Origin of the sequence: Candidatus Pantoea multigeneris (genome assembly GCF_011752615.1) — a bacterium.
Classification (GTDB): Bacteria; Pseudomonadota; Gammaproteobacteria; order Enterobacterales; family Enterobacteriaceae; genus Pantoea; species Pantoea multigeneris.
This window is the reverse complement of sequence record NZ_VWXF01000001.1, coordinates 590,354-611,199: the sequence shown is the minus strand read 5'-3', so window position 1 is coordinate 611,199 and position 20,846 is coordinate 590,354. Positions and strand designations below refer to the sequence as shown.

The window sequence follows — 20,846 nt, the reverse complement described above, 5'->3', positions numbered from 1 at the left end:
CCGGTGTTGGGCTGTGTCCTGCTGACAGGAGAACTTATGCCGATTGATCGTGTCACCGTATCGCTAACCACCTCACGAACGCATGCGGCTTATCTCCAGCAGCAGGTGAGCCAGCTGATGCAGCAGCTGAACCCACAGCTCGCGGCGTTACTGGCGCGTTATCTTCCCGCAGATACCATGCTAACAGAGCCATTACGAGTGGATATTGGCACGCTGCCGCTTAGGCAGTTCTCCTGGCAGTTTGTGCCACGGCTGCTGGCCGCGCTGGAACAGGCGCTACAGCAGCAGGAGATTGACCCAACGGAGAGATTCGCCGTTCCTGCCGACCAGGATCGGGGCGCAGCCGATCGGCGTGAGATAAGCAATCCCCCTGAGGAGCAGGAAAGTCTCAGGGATCTCAGTGGCGATACGCCAGGAGCCATCCCTCTGGCTGACGCAGCGCCACCAGAGTGGTCGACATTGCTGCGTTACCTGAGCAATGGCTATTGGCCCACTTTTGCCACTGTGCCGCAACCTGTGGCAGGGTGGGCGCTGCAAACTGACGCGACGGCGTCAAAGCAGCAGGGCCAGTCAGGTGTTATTGCGCAGGCGGGAAGCCGCCGCACGGCGCAGCCATTGTCAGGGCAGCCCCGCACGACGCAGCCGTTGCTGCGCCAGCGAGTGGTGGGCCAGCTGAAAAGTACGCCAGTTGGGGTTAACGCACAGGCGGGAAGCCATTCCAAGCCGCAGCCGTTGTTAAGGCAGCCCCGCACGACGCAGCCGTTGCTGCGCCAGCGAGTGGCGGGCCAGCTGAAAAGTACGCCAGTTGGGGTTAACGCGCAGGCGAGAAGCCGCCGCACGGCACAGCCGCTGTTAGGGCAGCTTCACACGCCGCAGCTGTTGCTGCGCCAGCGAGTGGCGGGCCAGCTGAAAAATACGCCAGTTGGGGTTAACGCGCAGGCGGGAAGTCGCCGCATGCCACAGCCGCTGTTAAGGCAGCCCCGCACGCCGCAAGCGTTGCTGCGCCAGCGAGTGACGGGCCCGCTGAAAAATACGCCAGTTGGGGTTAACGCGCAGGCGAGAAGCCGCCGCACGGCGCAGCCATTGTTAGGGCAGCCTCGCACGCCGCAGCCGTTGCTGCGCCAGCAAGTGGCGGGCCAGCTGAAAAGTATGCCAGTTGGGGTTAACGCTCAGGCGAGAAGCCATTCCAGGCCGCAGCCATTATTACGCCAGCGTCGGGTGGGGCAGCCCCGGATTGTGCCGTCTGGTGTAAACGCTCGGGCGAGAAGCCGCCGCACGCCACAGCCGCTGTCAGGGCAGCCCCGCACGCCGCAGCAGTTATTACGCCAGCGCCTTGCGGGCCTGCCAGCAATTTCCCCCACCGAGAGGGCTGCGCTGATCGGCGTATTGCAGTTGCCTGGCGGGCGCCAGCGGCTGTTGCAGCTGATGACGGCCAGTGACTGGCGGCAGCTGTGCGCACTGTTAGCGCCAGCGGCCCGGTTGAGCACGGCATCCCCGCTGGCGCTGCTGTTGTTACTGTGGCAGCAGAGCGAACTTCCACTGTTGCATGGCTTTAGTGCGGCCGAACTCCGTCCGCCACAGCCGCAGGAGCGGCGTGAGCTGGAGCGGTTGTTAACTGCGGGCAACCCGCAACGTTTGCTGGCGCTGCAACCCTGGCTTGTACAGCAGGCGCAGCAACCGCCAGCCGCCGCGTTAACCGCGGAGGTGGCCCTCCAGCCTGAAGGCTCACGACGTCCCCTTAACGAAAAGCAAGGCTGGCAGCAACTGCTCTCTGCGCGGGCACAGCAGCAGTTGGCACGACTCACGTCCACAACCCGCAATGCTGCGCAGCGACCACCAAAGCCGCCACCGCTGCCCGAACAGCTGGAGCTGCATCACGCGGGCCTGGTATTGCTCTGGCCGCTGCTACCCGGCTGGCTGCGTTCACAGGGGCTGGTGGTGCAAGCCGATCCACAGGCACCGCTGCGCTTTAGCGGGCCCGAGGCGCAGCAACAGGCGATAGCGCTGCTGGATGCGCTGATTTGGCAAGACGACGAAGGTGGTGAGTGGCGCAGCCTGTGTAGCAAACTGCTGTGTGGCTGGCCACTGGAATGGCCGCTGGAGCAAGAGTGGCCGCTGGAACTGGCCCAGCAGCAGGCGCAACAGCTGGAACCGGCGCTGCAAGCGCTGCTGCTCCAGCTACCGGGCCTGAAAAACCTCAGCCTGTCAGAGTTACGTCAGCTGTTTCTCCAGCGCGCCGGCACCCTGGAGCAACAGCGCTACGGCTGGCAGCTTAGCGTACAGCCGCATCCGGCAGATATTTTGCTGCGCCATATTCCCTGGCCGCTGGAACAGATTCATTACAGTTGGTTATCCGAACCGATCACCCTGAACTGGCCGCGCCCTGACTACGGTGCCGCGTTGTAATCTCGTCACTCCTGCGCGGTGAGCCCTGAACCTGTATTGCAAGCCGCAGGCTAACCGCCGTAACACCTTCCCGGACAGCTGCCGCTGTCACTATGTTGCATAACGTTTTCCAAACCGGAGAGTTATCATGGCTAAAAAGACCCCAGCAGCAACGGATAATGCACAGGATTCAGCGCAGAAGCAGCCTGAAGCCGCGATCGCGCCGCAGTCGGAATCCGCCCCGCAGGCGGCCAGCACCTTGCCCTTTGCGCAAAAGCGTGAGGAATTAATCAAAAAATTTCGCGCCAATGCCGTACCGCGCGAAGCGGATTATAAACAGCTATTGGATCAGCACTATGATGTCGCCGGTGCGCTAGGAATGGCAAATACCGACGATAATAATGGTGGTAAAACCGGTAATGGGTTGGTGTTTGAAAATGAAAAATTGCATGTAAAGGCGAAAGCAACGGGAGGGCTGCTTTCCGATACCAATGGCGTGAGTCTAGACGCTGGGAAGTCGTTAGTGATTGGCACTGATAATACAGTTAATGTTAAAACAAGCAATAAAAATGGGTTGAAAATATCAGAAGGTGGTGAGGTGGAGGTTAATTTATATTCATACAATGCTGACTCTGATAGCTTTGTTGCTGCTGTTATTTCCCATAACCCAACGGATATTAGCGGTCTTGGGGTTAATGTTGGTGGAATGGGGAGTAAAAAAGGTCTTAAACAATATAAAAGCACATATGCTGCTGGTGCGGTTTTAGGCGTGAGCCATGATGATACGTTAAAGATTGATAGCAGTACCGGGAAGCTAGGGGTAATGCCCCATGCCTCGGGGGGCTTAGTCAGCAGTACTAATGGCTTGATGCTGAATACTAGTAAAATGTCAGGCTTAAAAATTGAAAGCAATGCATTAAGGATGGCGACGGGTTCGTCGTTAGAGATTGACGCTGATAATAAAGTTAATGTGAAAATAAGCGGTACAAATGGGTTGAAAATAACAACGAATGGTGAGGTAGGCGTTAGTTTATATTCAAATAATGCTGACTATGATGGCGGTGTTGCTGCTGTCATTAGCAGTGCGCCAAAGGATATTGACGGTATCTGGATTAATGTTGGTGCCGCCAATGGGGAGAAAAAAGGCCTTAAACAATATAAAGGAACAGGGCCTTATGGTGCGGTTTTAGGCGTAAGCCATGATAATACATTAAAAATTAATAGCACCGGGCAGTTGGGGTTGAAAGTCGATGATTCGACGATAAAAATTAACAGCTCTGGACAGCTGTATTCTAATTTTACCGAGGAGATGTTAATAATTCAAATGGCCAGGCTGCATAACTGTCATTTATATGGGTATAGTTCTAGGGGTTATTTTATTGCTTATGTTAATTCTTCTGGTACGTATTTGGCTGGCTTTGGAAGGGGTGCTGATTTGAATGGGGTGAATTATAATTCGGATAGTGTTTATATAAATGGTAGTCGACATGAAAAAACACATCGCGGCGGGGTGGGGAGTGTTGGTTATAGTCTGTCTATCGATTACATACTTAAGATTGGTGATGCGGTTGCATTTACTAATACTGGCGATATGATTACCAAGACTTTGTAATATAATGAGGATTGGCTCAATGAGGCACTATGTTGAATTATAATTTTTTACTCAGAAGTGCTTATTTATGAGTTTAAATTAACTATTATTAGTGTTTTTTTTTAAAATCTATCTTGTCGAAAGTGAAGAGTGTTAATTACGGCTGATAACGACTTTTAAAATAAAATCTTTCCTATTACTTCCTTATTTCGAGGAGCCACCATGCCTAAATCCCTGTTCGACACTCTCGCAGCCAGCGAGATCGGTGAATTTAATATGTCACTTAAACGCCACTTGCACACCAGCTTTGGCGTTCCCGAAGACAGCGATAAACTTAATTTCCGCTTCGATGAGCCCAATTATAAAGATGCGTCAATTAATAGCCCGACGTTCCACTTATTTATGTACCTGATTCATGAAGACCTGGCGATTCGCCACAGCTCACCCACTGCCTATTTACCGCAAAGTGGGCAATATGAGCCGGACCGCGCCTTTATCCGCTGTCTCTACCTGGTGACCTACTGGGAGCCGCCGACCAAAATCAGTGCCACCTCGCCGCAGGCGGAACCGGACAGCGACTCGGTGAAAAACCACAGCACCATGATTCGCGCACTGCTGAAGTTGCGTAAAAACAGCGCGTTTAAGAAGTATCAGCTGCGCATTATCGAGCCAGAAGCGCTGAACAGCCTCGGCAACTTCTGGCAGGCGCTGGGGGATAAGCCGCGCACCATTCTCAACTTTGCCGTCACCATGCCGGTGGTTCTGGATGATATGGAAGAAATTCTGCCGGTGAAAAAGGTGGAATCGACCTTTGAACCGCTCCCCGGCCACGATCAGCTGCAGTTAGAACAGGCACTGTATGCCGAACTGGCGCATAAGCTGCCGGGAGGGGCGCTGGCGCGCGTCACCGTGCGGGCGGTACCCACGTTAACCATCCGGCGTAAGAAAGCCGGGGAACCGGTGCAGGAGGTGGATGTGAGCGTGGCCGGGCTGGTACTGGCAGAACAGGTTACGTTGCTCGAGCAGACCGCCAACGGCTGGGCAGGGAAAACCTTTGATCTGGCAGGCACAAGCTGGTCGGTGAAAAAGGTCAATCTTGATGGCCTGGTGCAGGTGCCGGAGAAAAATGCGGAGGCGGTGCCCACCCCCCATTAATAATTCCTCCGGTCCACCCGATTTCCCCCTTTGTCCTGACAAACGGATCGCCCTATGAACCTGATGCCCGAAGATGTCCCGCCAGCCGACAGCGCTGCCGCGGAAGATCAACTCTATACCTTTCTGGCGGCCGTGGCGCAGGTGGATGCCATTCTGCTGCGCCACCAGCAGCAGTATCAGTTTGATCCACAAAGTGATTTCTATCCGCCCAGCAGCGAGCTGGAAAGCGCCACGCGCGCCATGCCTTACTGGGCCGGTCGCAGTGCCAACTGGCAAAGCAACATCCCGCAGTTCGATCTGCCCGCCGAAAGCCGCATGGCGCAGCTGGTGGAGCAGTATCAACTGAGTGAGTTCGAACTGGCGGTGCTGCTGCTGGGCTGCCTGAACAGCTTTGAGCCGCGCTATCGCCAGCTATTTGCTCAGCTTCCGCTGCAACAAAATGAAGGCCCCAGTTTCGGGCTGGTTCAGGCACTGTTCTGTCCGGGCACCTTTCTCCGTCATGCCCAACGCGCCAGCCTACAGGCGGATGCGCCGCTACAGCGCGACGGGCTGATCGAACTGTTGCCCCGGCGTAATGCCGGTGAAGAGCAGGGCTATCGCACCCATGAAATGGTGCTGGACTGGCTGTTAGGCAGTGAAAGCCTGCCTGCTGGGTTACAGGGCATGGCGCGCTGGGTGGAGGATCAACACAACGATCGCAGCCATCAGGCGGCGGTGAGCCAGCTGGCGTTTCACCAAAGCCTGACGCCGCTGCTCGACATCCGCAGTGAAGCCGGTACCGACCGTGAAGCCTATATTGCTGAACTGGCACGCCACTTCAATAGCCAGGCGCTGTGGGTCTCCTGGCTGCAACTGCTTAACACCGGCCGTGATGCGCCGCTGTTGCTGCGCCAGCTGTTTAACTTCACCCGGCTGACGCGTTCACTGCTGGTGCTGGACCTCCCGCCCCCTAAAGCAGCGGGGGAAGGGGGCGACAGCTACAGCGCCCTGATCGAGCAGCTGGAACAGATAGTGGAGCAACAGGTGCGCGACGGGCTGCCCTTGCCGATCTGCACCCTCAGTGCAGCACAGCTTTCGCAGTTGCCCTTTAGCCGCCTCAGCCGCCACGCGCTGGAGATTGGCGTGCCGGGCTTAGAAGAACGCTACAACTACCTGCTCTCTTTACTTGGTGGTAATACGCCACAGTGGGATGCCCGCGCGCTGGTGCAGCGTATTGCGCTGCCGTTCGATACCATGCGTAGCGCCGTGGCTGAATCCCACGCGCTGGCGATGCAGCGCGGCAAGATGTGGCCGCAGGAGGAAGATTTTCGTGCCGCCTTCCTGCGTCGTGCTAAACAGAATTTCAATGCGCTGGCCCAGCGCGTCACGCCGCAGCGCAGCTGGGATGACATCATTATTAGCCCTGGGCTACGCGAGCAGCTGGATGAAGTGTTGTGCGCAGTACGCCAGCGCGAGCGGGTGCTGGAGCGTGGCTTTGCGCGCAAAGTGGGCAAGGCCACCGGCATCAGCGCCCTGTTCTATGGTGACCCCGGCACCGGGAAAAGTATGGTGGCGGAGGTGATGGCGGGGGCGCTAGGTGTGGATCTGATCCGCGTTGATCTCTCCAGCATCATCAACAAATACATCGGTGAAACCGAGAAAAACCTGGCCCGCGTGTTTGATCTCGCCGTACAGGATGCGGGGGTGCTGTTCTTTGACGAAGCCGATGCGCTGTTCGGTAAGCGCAGTGAAACCAAAGATGCCAAAGACAGGCATGCCAACATCGAAGTGGCTTATCTGCTCCAGCGGCTGGAGCATCACCCTGGGCTGGTGATCCTCGCCACCAACAACCGTAGCCATCTGGATGATGCCTTTACCCGCCGCTTCTCGTTTATTACGCATTTTGCCTACCCCAACGCCGACCTGCGCGAGCAGATGTGGCGTGCGGTGTGGCCGCCGCAGATCAAAGTGGCGAAAGAGGTCGATTTTGCCCGGCTGGCGCAGCTGGCGCTGACCGGTGCCAACATCCGCAACGCCGCGCTGCTCGCCAGTTGGCTAAGCGCGGAGAAAAAAACTATCTCGCTGGAACATATTGAACGCGCCATCCAGCGGGAACTGAGCAAAATGGGGCGCGGCTAGCGATAGCCGGGTTCAGTCTTGCAGTTACCTCTCAGGTCACATGGCGCTTTCGCCAGGTCTGCCCTCCGCCGGGGGCAGATCGTTTTTTTCTGAGGTGCCAGGTGACTGCGCTGAATGATCCCGCGACCCGATCGCACTGAACGAGCCCCTTAATCATGCCTGTGGTACCGGCTGCGCTGAACCGTGGCCGGGCCACGTTCTGGAGACCTGCACTATGTCGCAATTGCCACTCTCTCCCGGTGTTTATGTTGAAGAGGTTTCACACTTTGATCTCGCCCTTGGCTCGTCCTCCCGCGCAGTGCCGGTGTTGCTCACCTCTGCGGGCAGCCGTTGGTGGGGCGAGCAGCAGCCAGCTCTGATCGGTAGCCTGGAAGACTATTTCGCGCTGGAAGGTGCGGGCAATATGGGCGTAGGGAGCCTGAGCTTAGCAGCGGCCAGTCGCTGGCTGGCCGACAACGACGCCCAGACGGCAGCGGCGGACGCACCGGGTGCCCAACGCTCTGCCGATCCTGGCAGCCTTGAAGCACTGGCTCTGCGCGCCTATTTCGCCAATGGCGGCACGGCTTGTTACCTCTGCCCGGTGGATCAGCTGGAGCAGATCGAAGCCCTGAGCGATGCCTCGCTGGTGGTGCAGGCCGGACAACCCCAGCAGGTGATAGCGGGAATCCTCAACCTGTGCCAGCCCGGCAGCGGACGTTTTGCCCTGCTGGATGGTCCGCAGCATCAGGGGTTTTATTCGGCGCAGCGGCTGCACGATTTTCTGGGTGAGATTTCACCCACTCCCCGTGCCGCGCTCTACTATCCGTGGCTCAATGCCCGCTGGACATTGCAGGGAGGCAGAGTGGGGACTTACGCGGTGCCACCCAGCGCCGTGGCGGCCGGGTTGGTGATGAAAACCGATAACGCCGCTGGCCCGTGGCTCGCACCGGGTAATTTACCGCTCAGCAGTGGACTGAAGCCGCAGGTGGCCGTGGGCAACAGCGCCCAGCAGGCGTTCACCAGCAAGGATTTTACCGCGCCCTCGGTGAATATGTTCCGCGAGTTTCCCGGTCGTGGTGCGGTGCTGTTGGGGGCGCGCACCCTGACCCACAGCGGCCCGGCGTGGGGCTATATTAACGTGCGCCGCACCTTTGATCGGGTGGAGCGTGATTTGCAGCAGGCCATGCAGCGGTTTCTGTTTGAACCCAACGGCCCGGTGAGTTGGGAAGCACTGCGTGCCGGGGTGGAGAATTATCTCTACGTCCTGTTCCGCCAGCAGGCCTTCGCCGGGGATACCCCGCAAAGCAGCTATCGCGTTGAAATCGGCCTCGGCAGCACCATGACGCAGCAGGATACGCTGGCTGGCATTATGCGTATGCGCATTGGCCTGGCAGTGGTCAAACCGGCAGAGTTTGTGTTCCTCGAGTTTAGCCAACTGCTGGGCGGGGCCACCCTTGCCGATGGGCCGGCGTTGCCGGAACCGGAGCCGGAGCCGGAACCAGAGCCGGAACCGGAACCTGAACCGGAGCCAGAACCGGAACCTGAACCGGAGCCAGAACCGGAGCCGGAGCCCGAGTCGGATCCCTATCGGGATGACCCTGAGGCGGGAGAACAACCGAGGGGGATGATTTGATTGAAAGGGCAATCTGATGGCGATGGCAGAGGAAAAGTCTGGAGATTCCAGCTGTGGGAAGGGCCGTGGAGGTTAAAACAGACAATTAACGCGCCGGAGCATGGCCCTTTTCGGTTCACCGCAAGGCTCTGTACTCTGCCGTAGTTTGACAAAAGAAGTAGTTCAAACCACCCGCCATACCTCAGTGGTCGCCAAACGGCCAACTACTGTTTTGCATGGCCATGATTTATTTCATACGCACAGTTTCCCCTAAAGAAAACCTGATTCTGTAACCGGAGAACCCTATGCTCAATTTCCCGCTTGCTCCCGGTGTGCATATTGATGACATCACCCGCAGTTCACTCTCTGTAACCGCAACCGCACCGGGCCTCCCGGTGATGGTTATCGGCAATGACGGGCCGTGGTCGGCGCTGTCTCAGCCTTACCTGGTCAGTAGCTTTGCTGAAATTGAGCGCTGGCTGCAAGGAGAGAGTGGTGTCCTCAGCAGTAGCGCGAGCGCCTCAGGCTTTGCCAGCGCCCGTCCGGTGCGTAAGGGTGGCAACCCGGCACACCAGCGCCTCAGTAGCCTGGACTCTGGCCCCGAGAACCACAGCAGCAGCGAACCGGACTGGACTCACCCCAGCTTCAGTGCGCTCAAAGCCTATTTCGACAACGGCGGCGGTGCCTGCTACCTGTGCCGCAGTGACCAGCTCAATCAGATTGCGGATTTATCAGATGCCACGCTGGTGGTGCAGGCGGGGCAACCGCTGGCGGTCGGGCTGGCTATTTCTGCTCTGTGCCAGCCTGGCAGCGGGCTGTTCGCCTTGCTGGACGGGCCAAATGATGCAGAGCGACCAGGTGATGATACTGAACCGGTGAAACGCCAGCCGCGTTTTGATGCCGAGGCACTGGCAACCTTCGTCAGTGGGTACAATGCCAACGCCAGCGCGGCACTCTACTATCCGTGGCTCAGCCCTCTGTGGTTGCTTTATCAGCGTAGCGGCGAGCCGGTGGCGGTCATCCATCCGGTGGCCCCCAGTGCGGTGGCAGCGGCCCTGATTCAGCAAACCGACAGGCAAATTGGCCCCTGGAAGGCCCCCGCCAACCTCACTTTGCAGCCAGGCCTGCAACCGCTGGTGAAGGTAGGGGATGCTTCGCAGGCGCGCTTTAACCAGGACGGCACGCTGGCGGTGAATATGCTGCGTGAATTCCCCGGCATCGGCGTGCAGCTGTGGGGGGCGCGTACCCTGAGTGCGGGTGATGTCGCATGGCGCTATGTGCCGGTGCGCCGCACCTTTGACCGCATCGAACGCGATATGCAGCAGTCGCTGCGCAAAGTGCTGTTTAAACCCAACGGCCCACAGACCTGGCAGCAGCTGCGCAATGCGGCAGAAAATTACCTGTTCGGCCTGTTTGAAGCCGGAGCGTTTGCTGGTACCACACCGGAGCAGTGTTATCAGGTGCAGGTTGGCGTCGGTAGCAGCATGACCGAACAAGACCTCAATGACGGTATCTTGCGCATGAATATCGGCCTCGCCGTGGTACGCCCGGCAGAGTTTATTGTGCTGGAGTTTAGCCAGACCATGGCGAGCGCCGTGAGCGGCGATGTGGTGACGCCGATCAGGGAGCCGTTACCGGAGCTGGAGCCGGTGGTCAACTACGTTGCGCCCAGGGAGCAGCCGGAGGGATATGAACTGATTGCTAATGCGTTTATCGGACGCAGCGTAGGAATGTCTGCCGATGGGCGGACGGTAATTTTTGGTGGTGATCACGCAAGTTTGGGTATGTATATTTATCAGCAGCGCTCAGACAGTCAGTGGGAGCCGGTGTTTAAAGCCGCTATCGCTCAATCTGGCCCTGTTACTCAATACGCTCTCAATCAGGACGGTTCCGCTGCTTTTATCGGTGTGCCGAATGGTAACAAGCTCTACTTTGCCCGCCGTATAGCCGGTACCTGGCCTGAGTGGGATGAGTGGCAGCAAGTTGTGCCAGTTCCGCAGCCAAATTCAGGATATGGTCAAAAAATAGCCATTAGCCCGGACGGTAGCCGGCTGGCAGTGTATGCCAAACAGGCAACTTATAATGATCCCGCCAGCGCCGGTGCGGTGTATCTCTGGTATTACCAGGACAACATCTGGCAACACAAACACACCCTACAGGCGGAACAACCGCAGGAAAATGAACGGTTTGGTTACCAGATGAGTTTTAACCGCAGCGGGGAGCAGCTGGTGATTTTTTCTCAAACTCTCAAAGAGGGTGAGGCCGAGTATATCAAGGTCACCACCTGTACGCTGGATGACACCGGTGTAACCCGGCAGGATTCAGCACGAATTCCTGCCTCGGGAACCTCATTTGCCAGCTTGCATCCCTCTGGCGAGCTGATAGCGATTGGAAACAGGGATTTTGAAAATAATACCGGTAAGCTACAGCTCTACCAACTGCAGAGAGAGGGCTGGATTGCGGGCCAACTGCTGGAGGCTAAACAGACTGCGGGGGACTATTTTGGTCAGTACAGTATTTTCTCCCCCGATGGCAACACCTTCGTGGTGCATACTTCATCTGCCAAAGGGCAATCAGGTACCAATTACAGCGGAAAGGTCTGGATTTTCCAACTGTGGGAAGGGGAGTGGACGTTAAAACAGACGATTAGTGCGCCAGAGGATAAAGATTTTACGTTTTCCTCGAGCCTGGCGACAGATTATGCCGCCAACCGGCTGTTTATCGGCGAGGGGCAGTACTGCAGTGAGGAGGTAGAAAATGCAGGCCGGGTGTGGATTTACGACAAGCAATGAACCTTAAAATCAACGGGGATTTTCCTAGGGAGCAGAGGTGGGATGAGGTCCGGCAACCCACTCGGTGCACCTTACCTCCTGCCCGATGGGCATTTTAATCCCCCCGTTTTTCACGGTGGCAAGCCATCACGGCTATGAGTTATCTACCCGAACCCATAGCCGTACACTATTTTTACCCCAACTTCCCACTCAACCGGTTATGCACTTCGCCGCTCCAGCCTTCCAGCCCAATCACCTCTACCTGCACCCCGTAACGCCCGTAGCGGTGTACAATCCCGTCCAGCGCGGCGACGCTGGACGCATCCCAGATTTGCGCATGGGTTAAATCAATCACTACCGTTTTCGGATCGTGGGCATAGTCAAAGTGCTCAAACAGATCGTTACTGCTGGCAAAAAACAGCGGGCCGCGCACGGTGTAAGTCGCGATGTCACCCGTGACTTCGCGCTCGGCGCGAATCACATGCGCGATGCGGCGGGCAAACAGCATCATCGCCACTATCACCCCGGCTAACACCCCCAGTGCCAGGTTGCTGGTCCAGACGGTGATCGCCACGGTTAATACCATGACCAACGTTTCTGACCACGGCATGCGTTTTAGCGTCGCCGGTTGCAGGCTGTGCCAGTTCACGGTTTTCACCGCCACCACCATCATGATCCCCGCTAATACCACCATCGGGATCTGCGCCATCAGCGTGGAAAGCCCGGTCACCAGCAACAGCAGCACCAAACCCGCCACCACGGTGGAGACGCGCGAACGCGCTTTGCCCATCTCCACGTTAACAATGGTCTGGCCGATCATCGCGCAGCCCGCAATCCCACCGTAAAAGCCCGCCAGAATATTGGCGATGCCCAGCGCCCAGGATTCACGCCGTTTGCTGGATGGGGTATCGGTAATATCATCCACCAGTTTTGCCGTCAGTAATGATTCCATCAGCCCGACAAAGGCCACGCTCAGCGCGGTCGGCCAGACGATTTGTAAGGTGTTGAGGTTCAGCGGCACCAGCAACTGCGTCAGCCCTGGCAGTCCGGCGCTCATTGGGCCTTCATCCGCCACGTTCGGCACGCGCCAGCCCAGCAGTAGCGCAACTGCGGTCACTACAACAATCGCCACCAGCGGGGAAGGAATGCTTTTAAATATGCGCGGCAGCAGCAGCACAATCACCAGCGTGGCGGCAAACAGCCCCCACACCAGCGGCGACTGGCCCCAGACGTGCGGCACCTGAGCAAAGAAGATCAATACGCCCAGCGCGTTGACAAAGCCCAGCATGACCGAGCGGGGAATGTAGCGCATCATGCGCGCCAGCCCGGCAAGGCCGAACAGGATTTGAATCACGCCGCCCAGCACCACCGCTGGCAGAATGTATTCTACGCCGTGGGTGTGTACCATCGGGCCGATGACCAGTGCGACCGAACCCGCAGCGGCCGTGACCATCGCCGGGCGTCCGCCCAACAGGGATAACGTCAGACACAGCACCACTGAGGCGATCAGGCTGACTTTGGGATCGACCCCGGCAATCACCGAGAAGGAGATCACTTCCGGGATCAGGGCCAGCGCGGTAATCACCCCGGCAAGGGTTTCCCGCGTCAGAAGTTTGGGCGATCGCAGCACCTGCGAAACGCGCAGGTCGTCCGTCTGTCCAGCGGACATAGTCTCTGTTTTGCTCATAGTTTCTCGTTTTTATATTGCTCGCGTTGGCACTGCACGAAGCGGGAAGGGGATAGTCACCGCCTGATGGTAGCGGGAAGCGCGGGGGGATGCCAGAAAAACCAGCAAGGTCTTGGTTGGGTGGCGGCGCGCTCAGGGTGGAAAATCAAACGCTTGGTGGATCGAAGCCGAGACAAAAACGTGTCTGAACCGCGTTATACAGCACTAAAAACGCCTTTTATGCCAGCCGCATGTTACCCGTAGCGTAGCGCGCCAGATGGATTGCGCTTCGCGAGCAAACTGTTATGCTTTGTCACTTGTTTCTCAGGGTTATTCTACCCATCGTTGAGGCACCACCATTTTGAGTACCACCAGTTGGACCTTCACCCGTTTACTCCACTCCACCGCCCACGCCTGGCGTTTGGCCGTTGACCGGCATTTAAAAGAGAGCGGGCTTAGCATGAGCGCCTGGCTTGCCATCGCGACGCTGGAAAATGCGGAACATCCCCTGACCCAAACTGCCCTGGCCCAGCTCCTCGGGCTGGAAGATGCCAGCGTGGTTCCGCTGATCGACCGGCTGGTGAAACAGCAGTTAGTGACGCGTGTACAGCCACCGGAAGATCGGCGCAAGCGCCTGCTGGTGTTGACCGAGCAGGGCAAAGAGGCCTTTCTCCGCGTGAAGGCCGAAGCCGATGCACTGCGTGCAAGGCTGCTGGAAGATGTTGATCCCGAAGCGCTAAAAGTGACCGAAGGGGTATTAGGGCAGATGCTAAAAAGGCTCGATACGCTGTAATTCGCCTCTGGCCGCCCGCCGTTGCAAAAGCATCCGTTATCTCTCTGAGGTAGCGGATTTTTTTTGGGTTGCGTTTGCGTTGGTAATGGGGGCGTTTCAGTTAGAAGGAGCGGTCCGCATTTATGCGTTCCAGTCGCAGATGACGGGGAGTGCCGTAAAGACGCCGTGAATCCCTCCCTGGAGGCTCTGCCGCCGCATCCTTGCGGCGGAAGCTTTACTCTACTCCCCGTCATCCCCGCCTTCATGTGAATACTGTGCGGACCCGTGACCGCGCAGTTTGTAGCTATATCACTAAAATTTGCCGCCCAATGCGCTAATGGGCTCGCTGGAGAATGTAAGGATCATCAAGTCATCGCGGTCTGGCGATCTAAGATATATCTCATGCCCCCACCACGATAAAACGTCGTTACGTTCTCTCATAATTCGCTTGCAATCGCCGATGCGCTCAGGATAATCGCAACGTCAATAATAATGATTCTCATTTTTTTTCATCTCATCAGGTATCAACATTATGCGCCGTACGTTCTCAACGCCCGGATTCAAACCGACGCTGCTTGCCTTACTGGTTAGCACCGGTTCTTTGCCAGTGACGGCAGCCACCACAACCACTACTCAACCTAATGTCACTGCCAATGCCGCAGCGGATGCGAATGCAGCAGCCAAAACTGACAAAACGTTAGTCGTTACTGCCAGTCCACAGCAGGACTTCAAGCCAGGCGGTAACCAGCTGGTGCCAGCCTACCTTGATGGGCAGATTGCACACGGTGGTCGTCTTGGTATGCTCGGCGAGCAAAACGCCATGGACGTGCCGTTTAACGTGATTGGCTTTACCTCTAAAGCCATTCAGGATCAGCAGGCACAGACCATTGCTGACGTGATCCGCAATGATGCCACGGTACAAAACGTAAAAGGTTACGGTAACTTTGCGGAAAGCTATCGCATCCGTGGTTTCCTGATGGATGGCGACGATATGACCTTCGGTGGCTTGCAGGGCGTTGTGCCACGTCAGGTCATGGATGCCTCGCTGATTGACCGCGTCGAAATTTTCAAAGGGGCTAACGGCCTGATCAACGGTGCCACTACCGCAGCGGTTGGCGGTATGATTAACCTCGAACCCAAACACGCGGATGATACGCCGCTGACGCACATCGGCGTGGATTACACCTCATCATCCCAGGTGGGGGGAAACGTGGATATCGGTCGCCGCTTTGGTGATAACAACCAGTTCGGCGTGCGCTTCAATGCCGTTCATCGTGAAGGTGAAACCGGTGTAGACGGTGAGAAGAAACGCACCACCGCCGCCTCAATCGGCCTGGATTATCGCGGTGAGCGCCTCCGTACCTCACTGGATGTCGGCTACCAGAAAAAGACCTTCCATGATGGCCGTATGGGGATCAACATCAGCGGTGTGGATTCTCTGCCCGCTGTACCGTCCAACTCGACCAATTACAGCCAGCCGTGGGTGTTCAGCAACATTGAAAACGAGTGGGGCCTGGCAAAAGCCGAGTATGACCTCACCGATAGCTGGACCGCCTATGGCGCATTGGGTGCACAGCACAGCCATGAAATCGGTAACTATGCAACGCCGAAGTTGCTGAATTCCGACGGCGACCTCAGTATCAACACCTTTGATACCAACCGTCGTCAGGACAATATGAGCGGCATGTTTGGCCTGCGTGGTAACTTTGATACCGGCTTTGTCTCGCACAAAGTCAACGTAGGTTACTCCGCCCTGACCAGCAATGCGAAAAATGCCTATCGCATGTCCTTCGCGGGCAACGACTACAATATGTACGATCCGGTGAATGTGGGACGTCCAGATCCTACTTACGCGGGTGGCGAATACTACGATCCCAAAACCACTCAACGTAACCGTTCACAGGGCTACCTGCTGAGCGACACCTTAGGCGTATTGAATGACAGCCTGTTGCTGACCGTAGGGGCGCGCCATCAGAAAGTGTGGGTACGTAATTACGATTACAACACCCAGGCAGAAGATACCACTTCGCGTTACACCAACAGTCGCTGGATGCCTACTTACGGTATCGTTTATAAGCCGTGGCAGTTTGTTTCTTTCTATGCCAACCATACCGAAGCTCTGCTGCCGGGCGATGCGGCACCAAAAGGCTCAGACAACTACGGTTCTGTAACCGGTATTGCTCACTCCAAACAGAACGAAGTGGGTGTGAAAACCGACTTTGGTCGTGTGGGCGGTACGTTGGCGCTGTTTGAGATCAAAAAGCCTTCCGGCATTTTGGGTAGCGACAATGTCTACCGTATGGATGGCGAACAGCGTCATCGCGGCGTGGAACTGAACGTCTTCGGTGAACCGGTACTGGGCTTGCGTATCAACGGTAGCGCCACCTGGATCGATCCGATCATGGCGAAAACGTCTGGCGGGACTTACGACGGCAAAGAGGCAATCGGCGTGCCGCGCTTCAACTACGCGCTGGGTGCAGAGTACGACATCAAACCGATTGATGGCCTTACTGCTACTGCACTGTTAAGCCATACCGGGCCACAGTGGGCGGATTCTGCTAACACCAAGCGTATCGACAGCTACACCACGCTGGATTTGGGTGTGCGCTATCACACCAAAATCAACCAGAATGACGTCACCTGGCGCGTAGCGGTTGAGAACGTGACCAATGAGAAGTACTGGGCGAATATCGACTACTCAGGCACCTACCTGACTCAGGGCGATCCACGTACGCTGAAAGTTTCGATGAGCTACGATTTCTAAGCCATCTCACCCTCTCCTGCGGGAGAGGGGATTTCCCTCGTTCACCAGAATTTGTCTGTCTTACCTCTGCAATCCACCCACCGCACGAACTTCTAACCGCCACCAGAGTTTGTCCGTCTTAGCTCTGCAATCCACCCACCGCACGATCTTCTAACCGCCACCAGAATTTGTCTGTCTTACCTCTGCAATCCACCCACCGCACGATCTTCTGACAGCCGCAATGTAGCTTATGGGGGAAACCAAGGGGGGTATGATAGCGAGTGCGTCCACGACATGGACGTCGTGGTCGATCGGCAGGAGCAATCTTCCCGAGCAGTCATACCCCCCTTGGTTGACCTGGGTGCACAATCCCCCGCGACACCTCCCAGACCTGAGCACTAACCCCAAATCCACAGCGACACCCCTGAGATCTGAGCACTAACACCAATCCCCCGCGACACCTCCCAGACCTGAGCACTAACCCCAAATCCACCGCGAAACCTCCCAGACCTTGCACCCAACCCACTACAGAATTTGCTGGCAAAAACCCCCGTATCCCTTAAACTACCCCATCTTTTGCTGGCCTTCCTGCTCAAACCACACTATGTCACCACCCTCTGAACCGCAGGAACCGCCACACCACAGCATGGATGATGCTCACTTTGCCATCATGGTGCTTGCAGTCACCTCGGTGACGCTTATAATCTTCGTGTTATTGATCACGCTGTGGATGAGCTGAACAGATCGGCAGGCACACCTTCGTCAGGGAGATTGCTATGGAAGCCAGAGACGACAAACTTATTGCTATTATCGGTTTACTGACCGCTTGCCTGATCGGCGTGGTGTTTCTGTCTGCCATGACCTGGCTGGCTGATGTGCGCCGCCCGTCTGAATCTTCCCTTGATGTGCAAAACTGCTACGCGGCAAAACCCCACCGTTAAACTTCCTGATAGCGGCTCTGTAATTTGATCTGCTGACTGCGCAACTCCAGCGCCAGCGCTTCATGCAGCGTGCGGTTGCCGTTAGGATCGCCCAGCCCCAATAGCGCCCCCGGCGAACGCCGGTCATCTGCCCACATCGGGTATTCCACCACCGGATAAACCGAAATTCCTTCTACCGCAATGCCCTGATTTAACGCCAGCGTGACCTCTTCACTCACCTGACGCAGCCACGGCGCGCGCGCATCACCTTCGGCTCCGGTTTCAGCCAACAGCAGCGGGCGCTGATAGCGCTGCCAGTACTGGGCGAGAAGCTGGTGCAGTGGCAGGCGCGAGGGGTGATCAACCGGCATCGGCGCGCCAGCGAAAAACCAGTGGTTATCGGGATAATAGTTGAGCCCCAGAATATCCAGACAGTCCAGCGATCCGCCCAGCTCGGGGGCCTGGATTCCTGCCAGCATATCCCAGGCTTCGAACTGCGCCTGATGCTGCGCATCTGCATGGGGCTTACTGTCGGGATTGTCCGGTTCGGCGGCAATTTGTACCAGCGGATCGGTCAGCACAAAGCGGGCTTCGGGGTAGACTTCGCGAATGGCATGTATCGCGGCAAGCGAGGCTCTTACCAACTGACGTTTTAGTTCGCGCCCGCGTGCAGCGCTGTGGGGATTGAGCCAGGCGACATCCGCCCCGGCCCATGACCAGAAGGAGATCTGATTCACCGGAGTGAAGAAGGGCAAACGGATCCCTTCGTCATACATCAGTTGCGCCATCGCCCCGGCAAAGCGACTAAAGTGATCGACAAAACTGCTTTTCCAGATATTCAGATGATCGGGATAGCCGAAATGCGCCAGTTCCCAGATAATCTGTAATCCATGGCGCTGCGCCGCCTGTACCATGGGTAAAAAGCTGCTCCAGTCATACTGATTGGGAACCTGTTCAATCAGGTGCCAGCGCGCCCCGTCGCGTGCGCTGAGCAGACGCAGCGCTTTTAGCGCAGCATAATCATGGTCGAGTAGCATATCGTGTCCGCTGCTGATCACCATGTCCAGCCGCTTACCTTCGCTACGGCAGGCGGTGGAGCAGGGAAAGCTACCCTGAAAAAAACTGCGGAACAGTCGGGGCTGATGGCGTTGTGGGATATCCTGCATTTTTTTCCTGCCCTCCGTTGAAGCGCGGATACAGAGTGTCCGCATAAGTCTAGACTAGAAATAGCCTGATCCAGGGGTTTGCAGTGGGCAATGTTGACAGGGAAATACCATGACCGAAGCTGTGGATTATCAAACTGCCAGCCGCAGTTGGCTGGCGGATAAATTACAACCGCGCTGTGCGCAGCATCCGGGGCAAAGCGGCATTCATCCGCTGGCGGAGGGGTTAGATGCGTTTGCCGCGCGCTATCTGCTGCTGGAGCGCGCCGAGTACACCATTGATGTGCAGTACTATATCTGGCACAACGATATGTCAGGGCGGATGCTGTTTAATGCGCTGCTCGCCGCCGCTGAGCGCGGTGTTACGGTGCGTCTGTTGTTGGATGATAATAATACGCCAGGCTTGGATGATACGCTGGCGCAGCTGGATGCCCATCCAAATATCAGCGTGCGCTTGTTTAATCCATTTTCGTTCCGAACCCTGCGGGCTCTGGGCTATTTGACCGATTTTGCCCGTTTGAATCGTCGCATGCACAATAAAAGCCTGACGGTGGATGGCGTGGCGACGTTGGTGGGCGGACGCAATATTGGCGATGAGTATTTTGGTGCCGGTGACGCGCCGCTGTTTGCGGATCTGGACGTGCTGGCGATTGGGCCGGTGGTGGATGAGGTTGCCACTGATTTTGATCGCTACTGGAACAGTTCGCCGGTTCACCCGCTTCGGGCGGTGGTCGCGCCTCACGTTGACTGTCACGCGCCGATTGTGCTGCCGCTGGAGTGGCGAGAGTGCGAGGCGGTGCAGCTTTACCAGCAGCGGTTGGCGGCTTCAGAGTTTATGCATCACATTGCGCTGGGAACCTTAGCCATGACGTGGGCCAAAGCGCGTTTGCTGAGTGATGATCCGCGCAAGGGACTGGGCAAAGCCCGCCGGGGATCGCTGTTACCTCAACGGATGTTGGAGGTGATTGGGTTGCCACAGCGTCAGTTCGATATTATTTCCGCCTACTTTGTGCCGACGCGCGCGGGTGTGGCACAGTTGCTGGCTCTACGCCGGCGCGGCGTTAAAATTGCCATTATGACCAACTCCCTGGCCGCGAATGATGTTTCGATTGTGCATGCAGGTTATGCCAAGTGGCGCAAGAAACTGCTGCGCCACGGGGTGACGTTGTATGAGATGAAGCCGCAGGACGCTCCTGGCGAAGTGCCGCACGATCGCGGCCTGACCGGGAATTCCGGCTCCAGCCTGCATGCCAAGACGTTTACGGTGGATAATCACACCCTGTTTATCGGCTCGTTTAATTTTGATCCCCGCTCGGCGATGTTGAATACCGAAATGGGGATTGTGATTGAGTGCGAGGCCCTTGCCGGGCAGACCCATGAGCGCTTTAGCCAGTCGATGCGCGAGCGCGCCTGGACGTTGCGGTTAGACAAGTGGCGGCGGGTGAACTGGGTTGAGTATCCCGGCGAAGAGCATGAAGTGGTGCATACCCACGAACCCGGCTGCACCTGGTGGCAGCGTTTGCAAGTGCGCTTAGTGTGGCGACTGCCCGTCGAGTGGTTGCTGTAGGCGGTCGCTGTGGGCTCAGGTGGCAGGTCAGACAATGGGGGTATGACTGCAAAGGAAACTGTATCCCTACGATCCGCTGGCACATCCATGTGCCAGAGGCATTTGCTGTCATACCCCCCATCATCTTCCCAACAGCGGCAGTGCGGCTGTCAGAAGCCCGTGCGGTTTGTCGCTTTGGGCACTGGATTTCAGGAAGTGTTTTTCAGGCAAAACAACCGTATGGATTTCGGAGGGCAGGGTGATCGGAGCGAGCCACGTCGCAGCCCGATTACCCTGACAGGCCGAGGTATCTCGGTTTCACGGGCGATGGTTTTGACCTTGACCTGCTTTACAGACAAATTAACGCTACGGATTTCGGAGGGCAGGGTAATCGGAGCGAGCCACGTCGCAGCCCGATTGCCCTG

12 protein-coding genes are annotated in these 20,846 nt (G+C 57.0%); 10 read left to right on the top strand and 2 right to left on the bottom strand.

Features of this window, described 5'->3' with window-relative positions:
- Positions 1–36: 36 nt before the first annotated feature.
- The 6 genes from F3J40_RS02820 (at position 37) to F3J40_RS02795 (ending at position 11,632) form a co-directional block, all read left to right on the top strand.
- Complete coding sequence (locus F3J40_RS02820; RefSeq protein ID WP_167012496.1) at positions 37–2,406, top strand: contractile injection system tape measure protein; 2,370 nt, start codon at positions 37–39, stop codon at positions 2,404–2,406.
- A 127-nt stretch (positions 2,407–2,533) separates the two neighbouring features.
- A complete protein-coding gene (locus tag F3J40_RS02815; RefSeq protein ID WP_167012495.1) occupies positions 2,534–3,997 on the top strand; it encodes a hypothetical protein in 1,464 nt (487 codons plus the stop codon).
- A gap of 201 nt (positions 3,998–4,198) precedes the next feature.
- On the top strand, positions 4,199–5,131 hold the full coding sequence (locus F3J40_RS02810; RefSeq protein ID WP_167012494.1) for a Pvc16 family protein: 933 nt from the start codon (positions 4,199–4,201) through the stop codon (positions 5,129–5,131).
- A gap of 54 nt (positions 5,132–5,185) precedes the next feature.
- Positions 5,186–7,249 (top strand): ATP-binding protein, encoded by a 2,064-nt coding sequence (locus tag F3J40_RS02805; RefSeq protein WP_240155270.1) that lies wholly within the window; start codon positions 5,186–5,188, stop codon positions 7,247–7,249.
- Positions 7,250–7,463: 214 nt separating this feature from the next.
- Complete coding sequence (locus tag F3J40_RS24715; RefSeq protein ID WP_205297166.1) at positions 7,464–8,861, top strand: phage tail sheath family protein; 1,398 nt, start codon at positions 7,464–7,466, stop codon at positions 8,859–8,861.
- A gap of 284 nt (positions 8,862–9,145) precedes the next feature.
- Entirely contained in the window at positions 9,146–11,632 is a 2,487-nt protein-coding gene (locus tag F3J40_RS02795; protein WP_167012493.1) for a phage tail sheath family protein, read from the top strand.
- Between the two features lie 172 nt (positions 11,633–11,804).
- Here F3J40_RS02795 and F3J40_RS02790 read toward each other — a convergent pair whose 3' ends face one another.
- Complete coding sequence (locus F3J40_RS02790) at positions 11,805–13,298, bottom strand: SulP family inorganic anion transporter (RefSeq protein ID WP_167012492.1); 1,494 nt, start codon at positions 13,296–13,298, stop codon at positions 11,805–11,807.
- A gap of 340 nt (positions 13,299–13,638) precedes the next feature.
- Between F3J40_RS02790 and F3J40_RS02785 the strand changes: the two genes are divergently transcribed.
- The 3 genes from F3J40_RS02785 (at position 13,639) to F3J40_RS02775 (ending at position 17,733) form a co-directional block, all read left to right on the top strand.
- Positions 13,639–14,070 (top strand): MarR family winged helix-turn-helix transcriptional regulator, encoded by a 432-nt coding sequence (locus tag F3J40_RS02785; RefSeq protein WP_017349806.1) that lies wholly within the window; start codon positions 13,639–13,641, stop codon positions 14,068–14,070.
- 511 nt (positions 14,071–14,581) lie between these two features.
- Positions 14,582–16,813 (top strand): TonB-dependent receptor, encoded by a 2,232-nt coding sequence (locus F3J40_RS02780; RefSeq protein WP_167012491.1) that lies wholly within the window; start codon positions 14,582–14,584, stop codon positions 16,811–16,813.
- A 755-nt stretch (positions 16,814–17,568) separates the two neighbouring features.
- Entirely contained in the window at positions 17,569–17,733 is a 165-nt protein-coding gene (locus tag F3J40_RS02775; RefSeq protein ID WP_017349809.1) for a hypothetical protein, read from the top strand.
- Here the strand turns inward: F3J40_RS02775 and F3J40_RS02770 are convergent.
- Positions 17,730–18,878, bottom strand: a complete 1,149-nt coding sequence (locus F3J40_RS02770) for a glycoside hydrolase family 1 protein (protein ID WP_167012490.1) — start codon at positions 18,876–18,878, stop codon at positions 17,730–17,732. The genes F3J40_RS02775 and F3J40_RS02770 overlap by 4 nt on opposite strands.
- A 109-nt stretch (positions 18,879–18,987) precedes the next feature.
- Between F3J40_RS02770 and F3J40_RS02765 the strand changes: the two genes are divergently transcribed.
- Positions 18,988–20,442 carry a phospholipase D family protein gene (locus tag F3J40_RS02765; RefSeq protein ID WP_167012489.1) on the top strand — a complete coding sequence of 485 codons (1,455 nt, stop codon included), beginning with the start codon at positions 18,988–18,990 and terminating at the stop codon, positions 20,440–20,442.
- The last annotated feature ends 404 nt before the right edge of the window (positions 20,443–20,846 follow it).

Coding starts and splice junctions, on each gene's coding strand:
- F3J40_RS02775 (WP_017349809.1), top strand. CDS start 17,569: ATGGAAGCCAGAGACGACAAACTTATTGCTATTATCGGTTTACTGACC.
- F3J40_RS02765 (WP_167012489.1), top strand. CDS start 18,988: ATGACCGAAGCTGTGGATTATCAAACTGCCAGCCGCAGTTGGCTGGCG.
- F3J40_RS02805 (WP_240155270.1), top strand. CDS start 5,186: ATGAACCTGATGCCCGAAGATGTCCCGCCAGCCGACAGCGCTGCCGCG.
- F3J40_RS24715 (WP_205297166.1), top strand. CDS start 7,464: ATGTCGCAATTGCCACTCTCTCCCGGTGTTTATGTTGAAGAGGTTTCA.
- F3J40_RS02795 (WP_167012493.1), top strand. CDS start 9,146: ATGCTCAATTTCCCGCTTGCTCCCGGTGTGCATATTGATGACATCACC.
- F3J40_RS02815 (WP_167012495.1), top strand. CDS start 2,534: ATGGCTAAAAAGACCCCAGCAGCAACGGATAATGCACAGGATTCAGCG.
- F3J40_RS02770 (WP_167012490.1), bottom strand. CDS start 18,878: ATGCAGGATATCCCACAACGCCATCAGCCCCGACTGTTCCGCAGTTTT.
- F3J40_RS02790 (WP_167012492.1), bottom strand. CDS start 13,298: ATGAGCAAAACAGAGACTATGTCCGCTGGACAGACGGACGACCTGCGC.
- F3J40_RS02780 (WP_167012491.1), top strand. CDS start 14,582: ATGCGCCGTACGTTCTCAACGCCCGGATTCAAACCGACGCTGCTTGCC.
- F3J40_RS02820 (WP_167012496.1), top strand. CDS start 37: ATGCCGATTGATCGTGTCACCGTATCGCTAACCACCTCACGAACGCAT.
- F3J40_RS02810 (WP_167012494.1), top strand. CDS start 4,199: ATGCCTAAATCCCTGTTCGACACTCTCGCAGCCAGCGAGATCGGTGAA.